Source organism: Microbacterium sp. Y356 (genome assembly GCF_059445355.1).
Genome location: NZ_JCAIUE010000001.1, coordinates 158,893 through 172,962, shown reverse-complemented (window position 1 = coordinate 172,962; position 14,070 = coordinate 158,893). Strand labels below are relative to the sequence as shown.

Annotated in this window: 14 protein-coding genes; 10 read left to right on the top strand and 4 right to left on the bottom strand. The window is 63.2% G+C overall.

Annotated features, from left to right (window positions below):
• Positions 1–23: 23 nt before the first annotated feature.
• A complete protein-coding gene (locus AC1C2Q_RS00900; RefSeq protein ID WP_495429182.1) occupies positions 24–305 on the bottom strand; it encodes a hypothetical protein in 282 nt (93 codons plus the stop codon).
• 141 nt (positions 306–446) lie between these two features.
• On the opposite strand from AC1C2Q_RS00900, the gene AC1C2Q_RS00895 reads away from it, so the two are divergent.
• From AC1C2Q_RS00895 to ilvC, 7 genes are read left to right on the top strand one after another with little or no spacing between them, the layout of a single operon-like run.
• Complete coding sequence (locus tag AC1C2Q_RS00895; protein WP_495448652.1) at positions 447–1,700, top strand: MFS transporter; 1,254 nt, start codon at positions 447–449, stop codon at positions 1,698–1,700.
• Positions 1,701–1,735: 35 nt separating this feature from the next.
• Complete coding sequence (locus AC1C2Q_RS00890) at positions 1,736–3,148, top strand: alpha,alpha-trehalose-phosphate synthase (UDP-forming) (protein WP_495448651.1); 1,413 nt, start codon at positions 1,736–1,738, stop codon at positions 3,146–3,148.
• Between the two features lie 37 nt (positions 3,149–3,185).
• Positions 3,186–3,983: a trehalose-phosphatase gene (otsB, locus tag AC1C2Q_RS00885; RefSeq protein ID WP_495448650.1), complete on the top strand. Its 798-nt coding sequence runs from the start codon at positions 3,186–3,188 to the stop codon at positions 3,981–3,983.
• 9 nt (positions 3,984–3,992) lie between these two features.
• Positions 3,993–5,711, top strand: a complete 1,719-nt coding sequence (gene ilvD, locus AC1C2Q_RS00880) for a dihydroxy-acid dehydratase (RefSeq protein WP_495448649.1) — start codon at positions 3,993–3,995, stop codon at positions 5,709–5,711.
• Positions 5,712–5,759: 48 nt separating this feature from the next.
• Positions 5,760–7,562, top strand: coding sequence for an acetolactate synthase large subunit (locus tag AC1C2Q_RS00875; protein WP_495429177.1), 1,803 nt, complete (start codon positions 5,760–5,762; stop codon positions 7,560–7,562).
• 3 nt (positions 7,563–7,565) lie between these two features.
• Positions 7,566–8,075, top strand: coding sequence for an acetolactate synthase small subunit (gene ilvN / locus AC1C2Q_RS00870; protein ID WP_495429176.1), 510 nt, complete (start codon positions 7,566–7,568; stop codon positions 8,073–8,075).
• Between the two features lie 43 nt (positions 8,076–8,118).
• A complete protein-coding gene (ilvC, locus tag AC1C2Q_RS00865; protein WP_495448648.1) occupies positions 8,119–9,147 on the top strand; it encodes a ketol-acid reductoisomerase in 1,029 nt (342 codons plus the stop codon).
• A gap of 137 nt (positions 9,148–9,284) precedes the next feature.
• On the opposite strand, the gene AC1C2Q_RS00860 is transcribed toward ilvC, so the two are convergent.
• Positions 9,285–10,226, bottom strand: a complete 942-nt coding sequence (locus tag AC1C2Q_RS00860) for a hypothetical protein (RefSeq protein ID WP_495448647.1) — start codon at positions 10,224–10,226, stop codon at positions 9,285–9,287.
• Positions 10,227–10,301: 75 nt separating this feature from the next.
• Between AC1C2Q_RS00860 and AC1C2Q_RS00855 the strand changes: the two genes are divergently transcribed.
• From AC1C2Q_RS00855 to serA, 3 genes are all read left to right on the top strand, one after another.
• Positions 10,302–10,760 carry a hypothetical protein gene (locus AC1C2Q_RS00855; protein ID WP_495448646.1) on the top strand — a complete coding sequence of 153 codons (459 nt, stop codon included), beginning with the start codon at positions 10,302–10,304 and terminating at the stop codon, positions 10,758–10,760.
• A complete protein-coding gene (locus tag AC1C2Q_RS00850; protein ID WP_495429172.1) occupies positions 10,757–11,092 on the top strand; it encodes a hypothetical protein in 336 nt (111 codons plus the stop codon). The genes AC1C2Q_RS00855 and AC1C2Q_RS00850 overlap by 4 nt, the downstream gene beginning before the upstream one ends.
• A gap of 132 nt (positions 11,093–11,224) precedes the next feature.
• A complete protein-coding gene (gene serA, locus AC1C2Q_RS00845) occupies positions 11,225–12,829 on the top strand; it encodes a phosphoglycerate dehydrogenase (RefSeq protein WP_495429171.1) in 1,605 nt (534 codons plus the stop codon).
• Positions 12,830–12,831: 2 nt separating this feature from the next.
• Here serA and AC1C2Q_RS00840 read toward each other — a convergent pair whose 3' ends face one another.
• Positions 12,832–13,686 carry a permease prefix domain 1-containing protein gene (locus tag AC1C2Q_RS00840; protein ID WP_495448645.1) on the bottom strand — a complete coding sequence of 285 codons (855 nt, stop codon included), beginning with the start codon at positions 13,684–13,686 and terminating at the stop codon, positions 12,832–12,834.
• The gene (locus AC1C2Q_RS00835; RefSeq protein ID WP_495448644.1) at positions 13,683–14,015 is read right to left on the bottom strand and encodes a PadR family transcriptional regulator; all 333 of its coding nucleotides are present in this window, start codon (positions 14,013–14,015) and stop codon (positions 13,683–13,685) included. The genes AC1C2Q_RS00840 and AC1C2Q_RS00835 overlap by 4 nt, the downstream gene beginning before the upstream one ends.
• Positions 14,016–14,070: the final 55 nt, after the last annotated feature.

The following is a 14,070-nucleotide window of genomic DNA, read 5'->3' as shown; positions in this document are numbered from 1 at the left end:
TCACCGGCTGATGAGAGGGCGCCTCAGCGCTTCTGGGCAGCCTTGAGCTGCTTTTCGAGATGCTTGGCTTCCTTCTTCATGCGCTTGGTCTGCGTTGCCGCGAGTGGAGAGTCCGCCGGCACGATGACGCCACGCTCGGCGCGGCGCATATCGATCGCCGCGCCGATCGAGAGGGCGACGGTGATGCCCCAACTCAGCCAGGCGAGCGCTGCACGCCAGGTGATCGGGGCGTCACGCGTGCCGCGTAGCAGTGACACACCGGCGGTGATCGCTCCGATGAGGCCTGTGCTGAAGAGGTAACGCATTTCTCCAACCTACCTTCGCTCAGGCGGCGCGGATAGAATGGATTCGGCGCTTCGGCGCTAAAGCTGTGTAACTACCGGCCGTCGGCACCCCGGCGGACAGCGGCGGCACCTGATCCCCGCGTCCTTGGACGTGCGAGAGTCATGACCCACACACCCGCACCCGCTCCGCCTCGCGATGCAACGCAAACAAGCCTGCTCCGCGTCGCTGGCTTCCCCTACTTCCTCGTCGCGTTCATCGCGCGACTGCCCTTCGCGATGATGGTGGTCGGGGTTCTCACTGTCGTCGTCTCCGCGCGTGGATCACTGTCTCTCGGTGGGCTGACCTCCGCGGCCGTGGGTCTCGGCACCGCGTGCTTCGGGCCATTGCTCGGTGCAGCCGCTGATCGATTCGGACAGCGAGTCGTCCTCCTGATTCTCGCCGTCGCCAACGGCACGATGCTCGTCGTCTTCACGCTTGTCGTCTACAGTGCGTCCACGGATGCGTTCATATTGCTGGCTGCGTTCGGCATCGGTGCCACCGCACCGCAGGTCGCCCCGATGTCGCGTTCGCGTCTCGTCTCGATCATCAACGACCGGATGCCGGAACCTTCGCGCGTGCGCACAGTGTCGCGCACCATGGCCTACGAATCAGCCGCCGATGAGACGGTCTTCGTCTTCGGGCCGTTCATCGTCGGTGTCGTCGCCTCGTGGATCGCCCCCTGGGCACCGCTGGTGGGCGCGGCTGCGCTGACGGTGTTGTTTGTCGGCGCGTTTGCCCTGCATCCGAGCGGACGACATGTCTCTCAGGAGCGCGATGCCGATGGACGCGCGCCCTCGAAGGTGTCAGAACTCTTCCGTCCACAATTACTGGTCGTCGTTCTCGGCATCCTCGGCGTTGGCATCTTCTTCGGCACGATGCTCACGGCATTGACCTCGTTCATGGCCGATCGGGGTGCCCCAGAGCAGGCGGGAGTGCTCTACGGCGTGATGGGCGTCGGTTCCGCGATTCTCGCGCTCGGTGTGGCCTGGCTGCCGCCGCGCTTCTCGCTGCGCGCGCGGTGGCTGGTCTTCTCCGGCATCCTGCTGGCCGGTTCACTGTTTCTGGGCATGGTTGATACACCCGGCGCCATGATGGTGGCCCTGGGCGTCATGGGAATCGGCATTGGGCCGACACTGGTCACCCAGTACAGCTTCGGCGCTGCTCGCAGTCCGCTGGGTCGGTCTGCCACCGTCATGACGATGCTCGGCTCAGGCGTCATCGTCGGCCAGTCGATCGGAGCGGCCGTGACCGGTGAGATCGCGGAGAGCATGGGGACGTCGCCCGCACTGCTTTTGCCGATGCTCGCGGCGGCGATCGCCTTCCTCGCCGGCGTCGTGAACTGGTACTTGAGTCGGGTCCACATGCGGACTCGATAGCCTAGGGGAACTGATCCACTGTGTGAGGAGTCACCATGGCCACCGCAGATTTCGTCGTCGTCGCTAACAGGTTGCCGGTCGATCGCGTGGTGGGAGCGGACGGTACTGAGACCTGGCGCACTTCACCGGGCGGTCTGGTCGCAGCGCTCGAGCCGGTGATGCACCAGGTGGATGGCGCGTGGGTGGGGTGGGCAGGGCAAGCCGACCTTGAGCTCAAGCCCTTCGAAGCTAACGGCATCCGGCTGATCCCTATCGTCCTGTCTGCTCAAGAGGTCGCCGAATACTACGAGGGTTTTGCGAACGACACGATCTGGCCGCTGTACCACGATGTGATCGCCCCGCCGCAGTTTCATCGCGAATGGTGGGACTCCTACGTCACCGTCAACAGACGCTTCGCCGAAGCCGCTGCCGAGGCCGTTGCGGAGAACGGGACGGTCTGGGTGCATGATTACCAACTGCAACTCGTGCCCGAGATGGTGCGTGCGTTGCGTCCCGACGTGACGATCGGGTATTTTCATCACATCCCGTTCCCGATGCACGGGCTGTACGCACAGCTCCCGTGGCGTGATCAGATGCTGCGAGGACTGCTGGGCGCCGACGTCGTCGGGTTCCAGCGCGTGCAGGATGCCTCCTACTTCCTGGCTGCCGTGCGCCGCCGTCTGAAGTATGAGGTGAAGTCAACGACCGTCGCAGTGCCAGGCGAAGATGGCTCCCGCACAGTCATCGCCAAGGCGTTCCCCATCTCGATTGATACGACGCCGTATCTCGAACTTGCGGCAAGGCCAGAGGTACAGGCCAGAGCCCTCGAGATCAGGGAGAGCCTTGGCAACCCGAAGAGGATTCTGCTGGGGGTCGACCGGCTCGACTACACCAAGGGCATTCGGCATCGCATCAAGGCCTACGGCGAACTGCTTGCAGAGGGGCGCCTGAAGGTCGAAGAAGTCACGCTCATCCAGGTGGCGAGCCCGAGCCGTGAACGAGTGGATGCCTACGTGCAGCTTCGAGACGAGATCGAACTCGCCGTCAGCCGCATCAACGGCGACACAGACACGATGGGCCACACCGCGATTCGATACCTGCATCAGGGATTCCCGCGCGAGGAGATGGTCGCGCTTTATCTGGCTGCCGATGTCATGCTCGTCACCGCGCTCCGCGACGGAATGAACCTCGTGGCGAAGGAGTACATCGCAACGCGCACTGACAACCGCGGCGTGCTCGTGCTCAGCGAATTTACTGGCGCAGCCGACGAACTCCGACAGGCGCTCAGGATCAACCCCCACGACATCGATGGCATGAAAGACGCCATCATGGCAGCGGTCGAGATGGGCCCTGCCGAGCAAGGCAAGCGCATGCGGTCGCTGCGGCGTCGCGTACTCGAGCACGACGTCATCGCATGGTCGTCCTCGTTTCTGCAGGCTCTCTCGACAGCCCGCTCGCACCGCGCGTGAGAGGCTGGTCGGGATCAAACCGACGAGGAGACACGCTGTGACCCGCACTTGGACCCCTGGATCTGCTGACGACGCGCTGACGGCGATCGCGCACACACCGCGACTGGTGGTCGCACTGGATTTCGACGGCACCGCATCGCCGCTGGTGGCTGAGCCCATGGCAGCGCGAGCGCTGCCGGAGGTGAAGACACAAGTGGAGCGACTCGCGGCGCTGCCGGACACCTTCATCGCGTATGTGTCAGGCCGCAGCATGCACGACCTGCAGGAGATCACAGAGCACAATCCCGAGTCGCACATCGCTCTCGCTGGCTCGCATGGCGCCCAGTACTGGTTTCCCGGAATCGGTGATGCCGACACGCCCGGCGCGATCACGGAAGAGGGTGCCCGCGAGGCGCTCTGGGAGGCCGCTCAGCCGATCGTCGATCGCTACGAGAACGTGCGCCTTGAGCCGAAGACCTTCGGAATGGGCATTCACACTCGCCAGGCCACACCAGAGGTCGAGGCCGCTGCATTCGCGGAGATCGACGCTTTGGTGGCCGAGCGTTTCCCGCAGTGGCGCCGCCGGTCGGGCCATCGTGTGCTCGAGTTCTCCTCGCGCGTCGAGGGAAAAGATACGGCCATGACGGTGCTGCGTGAGCACTTCGACGCAACAGGCATTTTGTTCGCAGGCGACGATGTGACGGACGAGGACGCCATTCGCGTGCTTCAGCCGGGAGATCTGGGCGTGCGCGTCGGACCGGGGGAGTCGGCCGCGACACTTCGTGTGGACACTCCACAAGAGATGGCCGCTCTTCTGGAGGCGCTCGCGAACGAGCGGGCTGTCGGACGGGAATAGACTGCCGTCATGTCCTCGCAAGATCCTGCTTCGAACGCGCCCATCGACATCAAACCCCGCAGCCGTGTCGTTACTGACGGTATTGAGGCTACGACTTCTCGCGGCATGCTCCGTGCCGTTGGCATGGGGGATGCAGATTGGGACAAACCCCAGATCGGCATTGCGTCCAGCTGGAACGAGATCACGCCGTGCAACCTGAGCCTTGACCGGCTCGCCCAGGGCGCCAAGGAAGGCGTGCACTCCGGCGGCGGCTACCCGCTGCAGTTCGGTACCATCTCGGTCTCTGACGGCATCTCGATGGGCCACGAGGGCATGCACTTCTCGCTGGTCTCTCGTGAGGTCATCGCTGACTCGGTCGAGACGGTCATGATGGCGGAGCGACTCGACGGCAGTGTGCTGCTGGCTGGCTGTGACAAGTCCATCCCTGGCATGCTCATGGCAAGCGCGCGTCTGGATCTGTCCAGCGTCTTCCTGTACGCAGGTTCCATCGCCCCGGGCTGGGTCAAGCTCTCGGATGGCACCGAGAAGGATGTCACGATCATCGACTCCTTCGAGGCAGTCGGCGCGCACCGTGCCGGTCTCATGAGCGAAGAGGATCTGAAGCGCATCGAGTGCGCGATCGCGCCCGGTGAGGGCGCCTGCGGCGGCATGTACACCGCCAACACGATGGCATCGGTCGCCGAGGCGCTCGGTCTGAGCCTCCCCGGCTCCGCGGCGGCGCCCGCAGCAGATCGCCGCCGGGACTACTACGCGCATCGCTCGGGTGAAGCTGTTGTGAACCTGCTTCGCCAGGGCATCACGACGCGCGACATCCTCACACCTGAAGCTTTCGAGAACGCGATCGCCCTCGCGATGGCGCTCGGCGGTTCGACCAACGTCGTCCTGCACCTGCTGGCGATCGCACGTGAGGCCGAAGTCGAGCTGAACCTGCACGACTTCAATCGGATCGGCGACAAGGTGCCGCACATTGCGGATATGAAGCCGTTCGGCAAGTACGTCATGAACGACGTCGACCGTCAGGGTGGCATCCCGGTCATCATGAAGGCCATGCTCGACGAGGGTCTGTTGCACGGTGACGCGCTCACGGTGACGGGCAAGACGCTCGCGGAGAACCTCGCGGATCTCAACCCCGGACCGATCGATGGCGAAGTCATCCACACGTTGGACAACCCGATCCACGCCACCGGCGGACTGACCGTCCTGCACGGTTCGATGGCACCAGAGGGTGCCGTCGTGAAGACGGCCGGCTTCGACGCAACTGTCTTTGAAGGACCGGCTCGTGTCTTCGAACGCGAGCGCGCGGCGATGGATGCTGTCGCGAACGGCGAGGTCGAAGCAGGCAGCGTGGTCGTGATCCGCTACGAGGGTCCCAAGGGCGGGCCCGGTATGCGCGAGATGCTAGCGATCACCGCCGCCATCAAGGGCGCTGGCCTCGGAAAAGATGTACTACTCTTGACTGACGGACGATTCTCAGGCGGCACAACCGGCCTGTGCATCGGCCACATAGCACCCGAAGCGGTGGACGCAGGTCCTATCGCCTTCGTGCGCGATGGTGATCTGATACGGGTCGATATCGCAGCTCGCTCGCTTGACTTACTCGTCGATGATGCAGAGCTCGCATCCCGCCGTTCTGGCTGGGAACCGCTGCCCCCGCGCTATACCCGTGGCGTTCTTGCCAAGTACGCAGCCCTCGTGCGCTCCGCCGCAGAAGGCGCGACGACCGGTTGATTTACGTCGGCGTACTGTCGACGACACTTCAGATCATCAAGGAAAGACATGACTGCTGATTCTGTTTCGGCCGTGCCCCGGCCGCCATCCCAGAAATCCACCGCTCCAGAGATGAGTGGCGCGCAAGCCGTTGTCCGCTCGCTGGAATTGCTCGGCGTCACCGACGTGTTCGGTCTACCTGGGGGAGCGATCCTCCCGGTCTATGACCCGCTGATGGATTCCACTGAACTCCGGCATATTCTCGTTCGCCACGAACAGGGTGCCGGTCACGCCGCGGAAGGGTATGCCTCGGCATCCGGTCGCATCGGAGTCTGCATCGCGACGTCAGGTCCCGGTGCGACGAACCTCGTCACCGCGATCGCCGACGCCTACATGGACTCGGTTCCGATGGTGGCGATCACCGGGCAGGTGTTCTCGACGTTGATGGGAACGGATGCCTTCCAGGAGGCGGACATCATCGGCATCACGATGCCGGTGACCAAGCACTCGATCCTGGTGAAGGATGCAGCCGAGATCCCGGGCGCGATCGCCGCAGCTTTCGAGATCGCCGGCACCGGGCGTCCTGGCCCCGTGCTCGTCGACATTACGAAGGATGCGCAGCAGGCCACCGCACCTTTCATCTGGCCACCCAAGATCGATCTGCCCGGCTACCGTCCGGTGACCAAGGCGCACGGCAAGCAGATTCAGGCCGCGGCGACACTGCTCGTCGAGGCGAAGAAGCCGGTGCTGTACGTCGGTGGTGGTGTCATCCGGGGGAAGGCATCGGCCGAACTGCTCGAACTCGCAGAGTCGACCGGTGCGCCGGTGGTGACGACGCTGATGGCTCGCGGCGCGTTCCCCGACTCGCACCCGCAGCACCTCGGTATGCCCGGCATGCACGGCACTGTTCCCGCGGTGCTCGCGCTGCAGGAAGCCGACCTGCTCATCTCGCTCGGCGCTCGGTTCGACGATCGAGTGACGGGCAAGGCGTCGTTGTTCGCTCCGAACGCGAAGGTTGTGCACGTCGACATCGACCCGGCAGAGATCTCCAAGATCCGTACCGCAGACGTGCCGATCGTCGGCGACGTGCGTGATGTGCTGATTGATCTGGATGCTGCGTTCCGTGGTGCGCTGGACGGCGCGAAGCCCGACACCGGTGAGTGGTGGTCGTACCTCGATGGCCTGCGCGATGAGTTCCCGCTCGGATACACCGAGCCGAGCGACGGCCTGCTCGCACCGCAGTACGTGATCAAGCGCATCGGCGAGTTGACCGGTCCTGAGGGCATCTACGCCGCAGGCGTCGGACAGCACCAGATGTGGGCCGCGCAGTTCATCAAGTACGAGCGGCCGAACGCCTGGCTGAACTCGGGTGGCGCCGGCACCATGGGGTATTCAGTGCCAGCAGCCATGGGGGCAAAAGTCGCTGAACCCGACCGCGTGGTGTGGTCGATCGACGGTGACGGATGCTTCCAGATGACGAATCAGGAACTCGCCACCTGCGTCATCAACAACATCCCGATCAAGGTCGCGATCATCAACAACTCCTCCCTCGGGATGGTTCGCCAGTGGCAGACGTTGTTCTACAACGGTCGGCACTCCAACACCGACCTGAACACCGGTCACGGCACAATCCGAATTCCTGACTTCGTCAAGCTCGCCGAAGCCTACGGTTGCCTCGCGATCCGAGTGGAGAAGGAAGAAGAAGTCGACGCCGCGATTCAGCTCGCGCTGGAGACCAACGACCGTCCGGTCGTGATCGACTTCGTCGTCTCCGCCGACGCGATGGTGTGGCCGATGGTGCCACAGGGCGTCAGCAACAACTACGTGCAGTACGCACGCGACCACGCTCCCGCATTCGATGAGGAGATCTGAGCCATGTCAACTCACGTGCTGAGTCTCCTCGTAGAGAACACGCCCGGTCTGCTGACCCGCGTCGCCGGGCTCTTCGCCCGTCGCGGATTCAACATCGAATCTCTCGCTGTCGGCGTGACGGAGGTTCCTGGTATCTCCCGGATCACCGTCGTCGTCGATGTCGAGGACCTGCCGCTCGAGCAGGTGACGAAGCAGCTGAACAAGCTGATCAACGTCATCAAGATTGTGGAGCTCGATCCGGCTTCCTCTGTGCAGCGCCAGCACGTTCTCGTGAAGGTGCGCACAGACAATGCGTCTCGCTCCAATGTGATCGAGGTCGTCAACCTGTTCCGCGCGTCGGTCGTCGACTACGCCTCTGATGCTCTCGTGATCGAGGTCACCGGCGACAAGGGCAAGGTTGAGGCTCTGTTGCGCGCCCTCGAGCCGTTCGGCATCAAGGAGCTCGCCCAGTCGGGGCTCCTCGCCATCGGCCGCGGCGGCAAGAGCATCACCGAACGCGTTCTGCGCGGCTGAGCACTGACTAACACCAAACCTCCAGAAGAAAGAGAAATACAACGTGAGTACTGAGATCTTCTACGACGCCGACGCCGACCTGTCCCTCATCCAGGGCAAGAAGGTCGCGATCGTCGGTTACGGCTCGCAGGGCCACGCACACGCGCAGAACCTGCGCGACTCGGGTGTCGAGGTCGCGATCGCCCTCAAGGAGGGCTCGAAGTCGGCCCCGAAGGCCGAAGAGGCCGGGTTCCCGGTTAAGACCGTCGCCGACGCAACCATCTGGGCCGACCTCATCATGATCCTCGCGCCGGACCAGCACCAGCGCACGATCTACAGCGAGTCCATCAAGGACAACCTGACCTCGGGCAAGACGTTGGCGTTCGCGCACGGCTTCAACATCCGCTTCGGCTACATCGACACACCAGAAGGCGTCGATGTCATTCTGGTGGCTCCGAAGGCTCCTGGTCACACCGTGCGTCGCGAGTTCGTCGCCGGCCGTGGCATCCCGGACATCATCGCCGTCGAGCAGGACGCTTCCGGCCAGGCTTGGGACGTCGCGTTGTCGTATGCGAAGGCGATCGGTGGCACCCGTGCAGGCGTGATCAAAACGACCTTCACCGAAGAGACCGAGACCGACCTGTTCGGTGAGCAGGCTGTGCTCTGCGGTGGCGTGAGCCACCTCGTGCAGGCCGGCTTCGAGACCCTCACCGAGGCTGGCTATCAGCCGCAGATCGCCTACTTCGAGGTGCTGCACGAGCTCAAGCTCATCGTCGACCTCATGTGGGAGGGCGGCATCGCCAAGCAGCGCTGGTCGATCTCTGACACGGCTGAGTTCGGTGACTACGTCTCCGGTCCGCGTGTCATCGACGCTCGCGTCAAGGAGAGCATGCAGGGCGTGCTCGCCGACATCCAGTCCGGCGCATTTGCCAAGCGCTTCATCGAGGACCAGGACAACGGTGCGGAGGAGTTCCTTGCGCTGCGCGCCAAGGAAGAGCAGCACCCGATCGAGGTCACCGGCAAGGAACTGCGTTCACTCTTCGCCTGGAAGCAGGACGACGAGGACTACGTCGACGGCAGTGCTGCGCGCTGACGTCGACGCAGTCTGGAGGGCTCTGCCTTCTGGCCGCTGCGCGGCGTGGGTCGATGGCAGTGCTGCGCGCTGACGCATAGCTTCACGTAAAAAAAGGGCGCCCCTCACGGGGCGCCCTTTTTGTCCGGGAGGTAGAACTACTCCGCAGGGGCGTCCTGGATCACGATCGGTGCGTCTGCCTCGTTCGCCCAGACTGGGGTCGGCAGCGGTGTGTCGACCGCGCCGCCCTGGATGGCGCGGAGTGCCTCGGTGATCTCATCGGCGTTCTCCGGCACAGTCAGACCACATGCGCGCATCTCAGAGGCGAACTGGAGGGTGAGTCGGATTTTGCCGGCCTCGACCGCCTCAGCCGTCGTGCCGTCGAAAATCTCGCTGCCGGTCTGGATCGCCGGAACCTCTTCGCAGACGTGGTAGACGGCACCGCCCTCGACCCAGAAGACCTCGTCCTCGCCGAGAAGCTGGATCACAGCCGACTGGTCGGCGGTGTACTGCTCGACCGACGGCGGGGAGAAGTCCGCCCCGATGTAGGCGGCGAGGGCTGCCAGCACGATGCCGATGATGCCGGCTGTGGCTTTCTGCCCCTTGTCCATCTCTTTGTTCAGGAAGATGAGAATGATCAGCGGTAGGAACGCGATGATCGCGATGATCGCGCCGAGCTGATTCTGCACGAAGAAGCGCACGGTTTCCGACTTCTTCGCGGGGTCGAGACGGTTCGCCTTCTTCCACAGCACGGAGCCAGTGATCGCCAACGCGGCGATGACGACGAGCGCCACGATGAGCGTGATGAATGCCCACTGCGGGAACTGCGCGGTGGCGTTCTGCGTCTCCAAGAGCCCGGTGTCGGCGTTGCGGACGAGCGTGCCGTCCTCACCGACGAACTCGCGCTGGCGCAGCAGCCAGAAGATGGCGAATGCCTCCGCCGCGATCGCGAGGATCCACAGTGCGACGGCGATCCAGCGGAACGTCGTGGCCTTCTTCTTCCCCTGTGCGGTGGGGGTCCAGGACCGTTCCGCCGTCGATTCTGACTCCGCAACCGGAGCGGCGGTCGAATCGACCGCCTTGTTCTTACGCTCAGTCACGGTGAGTTCTCCCTCTAAATGTGATGATCGCCCTGAGCATATCGGTCTCCGTGTTGGCATCGCTACGCTGGAGACATGACATCGGATGCTGACGACGCACTCTCCTGGGATGGCGATGACGACGCGCCTACGCAGAAGCCTGTGCTCCCGCACGGCTGGAATGCTGTGGGTAAAGACAGCGAATCGGTGGGGCGACCTGAGGACGTTGCTGTCGCGACTGAGGCAGATGAGCCCCGTCCGCTGAGCACGCCGATGCTTCTTCTCCTCGGTATCGTCGGTGGCGTCTATCTCCTCTACACACTGGGGTGGATCATCGGCGGCCTGAATCTGCAGGGGAGCGCGCTGTTCCTTGTTCCCGGTGTCATGTACCAGGTGGCGCTCTGGGCGGCCGTGCTGGCGCCGGCGTTATGGTTTGCTGCGGTCTGGATGTTGACGCGAAAGTCGGCGGGATGGGTGCGGGCGCTGGGTCTTCTCGCCGGTGTAGCACTGCTGGTGCCGTGGCCCTTTGTGATGACCGGGGTGGTGGGAGCATGAGCGATCAGACAGCACCAGCGACACAGACACTCGGCCTGTGGAAGAGCATCATCGTCGGTCTTGCCGGACTGTTCTACGCCTACGGTGTGTGGAACGCGGTCGCCTACCTGGTTACCGTCGCGCAGTACGGCATGAACGCCTACGGATGGTTCGTCCTCATCTTCTCGGTGATCTTCCCGATTTTGATCTTCGTGGCAGCATTTGCGCTCGGTCGACGTCGAGGCGCGGGCGAGCTATCCGTCACGATGATCGCGGGGTTGGCGCTTGTTGCGGTGTTCTGGATGAATGTCGTTGCCCTGAGCACGCTGAATTTCTCTTCGCTGACGACCTGACTAGGTGACGATCGACGTCACACGTCACAGAGCAGTGTTCACCCTCCGGTAAGGTGGAAATCGATCGCGCCCCCACGGTGTGCGGCGCATCGATCCCATCCGCGCTGTGTCGCTAACCTCGAAGGATCCGCTGTGCCGAAGCCCGTCGTGCTCATTGCCGAAGTTCTCTCGCCCGCCACGATCGAGGCCCTTGGCCCCGACTTCGATGTCCGCCAGGTTGATGGCACCGATCGCGAGGCGCTCTTCTCTTCGCTGGCTGACGCGGATGCTGTGCTCATCCGCTCCGCGACGAAGATCGATGAGGAGGCGCTGAGCCACGCGCCGAAACTCAAGGTTGTCGCCCGTGCCGGCGTCGGCCTCGACAACGTCGACATTCAGGCATCCACCAGGGCCGGTGTCATGGTCGTCAACGCGCCGACCTCGAACATCATCTCCGCGGCAGAGCTCACCTGCACGCACATTCTCAGCCTTGCCCGCCATGTACCGGCAGCTCACGCGTCTCTGGCAAGCGGTCAGTGGAAGCGCAGCTCGTACACAGGAACTGAGCTGTTCGAAAAGACTCTCGGAATCGTGGGACTCGGCCGCATCGGCGCACTCGTCGCTGCGCGCATGCAGGGGTTCGGTATGAAGATCATCGCCTTCGACCCATACGTCACCAGCGCACGCGCGCAGCAACTTGGCGTCGAGCTTCGAACGTTTGATGAGCTCGTCGCGGAGACGGACTTCCTGACGATCCACATGCCGAAGACTCCCGAGACCACCGGCATGATCGGCGCAGACCAGTTCAAGGCCATGAAGAAGTCGGCCTACGTCGTCAACGTCGCTCGTGGCGGTCTCATTGACGAGGTTGCGCTGCGCGAAGCTCTGATCGCTGGCGAAATCGCTGGCGCCGGTCTCGACGTCTTCACCTCAGAGCCCCCTGTCGAAGGCGGTTCCGCTCGCGAGCTTCTGGAGTTGCCGAACATTGTCGTGACGCCCCACCTGGGTGCGTCGACCGACGAGGCCCAAGAGAAGGCCGGCGTCTCGGTCGCTCGTTCCGTCAAGCTCGCGCTCGAAGGCGATCTTGTGCCCGACGCGGTCAACGTCGCCGGCGGCATCATCGACCCGTTCGTGCGTCCTGGCATCGCCCTGGTCGAGAAGCTCGGTCAGATCTTCAGCGGCCTGACCACCTCTGCTCTCACCAGCCTCGATATCGAGGTACGCGGCGAGCTGGCCGACTATGACGTCAGCGTCTACCGTCTGGCGGCGCTCAAGGGCATCCTCTCCAACATCGTCAGCGAGAACGTCTCCTATGTGAACGCCCCGCTGTTTGCTGAGCAGCGTGGAATCGAAGCCCGCCTGATCGTCGATAAGGAAAGCCCCGAGTACCGCAACCTCACCACACTGCGCGGCGCGCTTGCCGACGGCACCGTGCTCACCGTTGCAGGAACCCTCGCCGGTACACGCATGGTTCAGAAGATCGTCGGGATCAACGGACACGACATTGAGGTACCGATCGAGACGCACCACATCGTGATGCAGTACACCGATCGCCCAGGCATCGTCGCGGTCTACGGCCAGAAGTTCGGCGAGGCCGGTATCAACATTGCCGGGATGCAGGTTGCCCGTCGTGAGGCGGGTGGCCCGGCGCTCACCGTGCTGACCGTCGACTCGCGCGTGCCTGAGGAGCTTCTCGCCGAGGTCGGAGAGGCGATCGAAGCCAAGGTAATCCGCTCGATCGAGATCACCGAGGTCTGAGCTCAGTCGTCGCGGAACCCAGCGCGATTCATCGTGTCGGCGACGCTGCGCGCCCAGGCCGCGGTTAGCAGCACGAAAAGCCCGATCGCCACGAGCGTCAGCGTGAGCGGAACGCTACCGACGATCCACGAATCCTTGACCGCAGCTGACTGGGAGACGGTCGCGAATACCGCGGCGAAGATCGGAACGGGCGAGAGCACCCAGAGCAGCAGTGCGATCTTAAGCGCGCGCGTACGAGTAAATTCCTGAGCCTGGGAGAGCTCGTCGGCCCAACGTGTCACTTCAGGAGTTTGGGCGAAGTGACCGCGCTGCAATCGTATGTAGGGCGAGAATGCACCCCCAACCCCTACGAGCAGCACTACCCCGATAGCGACGATGAGTAGTAGAACGATGACGCCGATCGCGACCGATGCATCCTCGGCGAACGGCAGGGCATCCACACTATCGAACGCGATCATGATGAGTAGTGGGATGGGAGAGATGACGAAGAGTGCGACGGCTGCACCCAAGCGAAATCGTGTTCGCTTGTGCGCTCGTGCGAACCCGGTAGCTTCATCCATCGTGACTGGTGGATGCCCAGATTTGGCGCGCCGTCCAACGCGCGTGGGCTCGGGAGCAGATGCAGTGTTGGTCGCGGTGATCTCGGAAGAGATACCGAGCTCGATGGCCAACTCGTCCAGGTTGCCGAAATCAGTTATGACCCGGCCCACGGCCTCATTTGCAGTGGCCCCGGAGCGAATAAGTTCTGCGTGGGCGTCTTCCATCATTGCCCGCAGCTCGGTTTTGGCTTCGAGTAGACGAGGCGTCTGCGGGTAGGCACTGAACATCGTCTCCAGGTATTCGATGATCACGTTCATGAGCTGGTTCCTTTCACGAAACGATCGACCACGGCCTTCGTATCACGCCACTCGACGATCTTCTGATCGAGATGGGACAGGCCTGTTTCGGTGATCTGGTAATAGGTGCGGGGTTTGCCTGAGTCGGAAGCGCCCGGAAATGAAGTAACGAAGCCGAGACCCTCGAGGCGTTTGACCGCGGAATACAGAGTGGTCTGTTTGATCGTGTAGTCAGCTCCCGTTACAGCACTGATCTGCTGGGCCAGTTCGTACGCGTACGAGGGGCCCTTGCGAAGCAATGCGAGCAGCATCAGGTCGACGTATCCACGGATTGCGTCTGCGCTGATCATGCGTGCTCCTCTCGCGCTCAAGGACATTCACGATACTACGCCGTACGTAGTATGA

Excerpts from the sequence above, each read along its gene's own strand:
- AC1C2Q_RS00900 (WP_495429182.1), bottom strand. The coding sequence starts at position 305 with ATGCGTTACCTCTTCAGCACAGGCCTCATCGGAGCGATCACCGCCGGT.
- AC1C2Q_RS00895 (WP_495448652.1), top strand. The coding sequence starts at position 447 with ATGACCCACACACCCGCACCCGCTCCGCCTCGCGATGCAACGCAAACA.
- AC1C2Q_RS00890 (WP_495448651.1), top strand. The coding sequence starts at position 1,736 with ATGGCCACCGCAGATTTCGTCGTCGTCGCTAACAGGTTGCCGGTCGAT.
- ilvD (WP_495448649.1), top strand. The coding sequence starts at position 3,993 with ATGTCCTCGCAAGATCCTGCTTCGAACGCGCCCATCGACATCAAACCC.
- AC1C2Q_RS00875 (WP_495429177.1), top strand. The coding sequence starts at position 5,760 with ATGACTGCTGATTCTGTTTCGGCCGTGCCCCGGCCGCCATCCCAGAAA.
- ilvN (WP_495429176.1), top strand. The coding sequence starts at position 7,566 with ATGTCAACTCACGTGCTGAGTCTCCTCGTAGAGAACACGCCCGGTCTG.
- AC1C2Q_RS00855 (WP_495448646.1), top strand. The coding sequence starts at position 10,302 with ATGACATCGGATGCTGACGACGCACTCTCCTGGGATGGCGATGACGAC.
- AC1C2Q_RS00850 (WP_495429172.1), top strand. The coding sequence starts at position 10,757 with ATGAGCGATCAGACAGCACCAGCGACACAGACACTCGGCCTGTGGAAG.
- AC1C2Q_RS00840 (WP_495448645.1), bottom strand. The coding sequence starts at position 13,686 with ATGAACGTGATCATCGAATACCTGGAGACGATGTTCAGTGCCTACCCG.
- AC1C2Q_RS00835 (WP_495448644.1), bottom strand. The coding sequence starts at position 14,015 with ATGATCAGCGCAGACGCAATCCGTGGATACGTCGACCTGATGCTGCTC.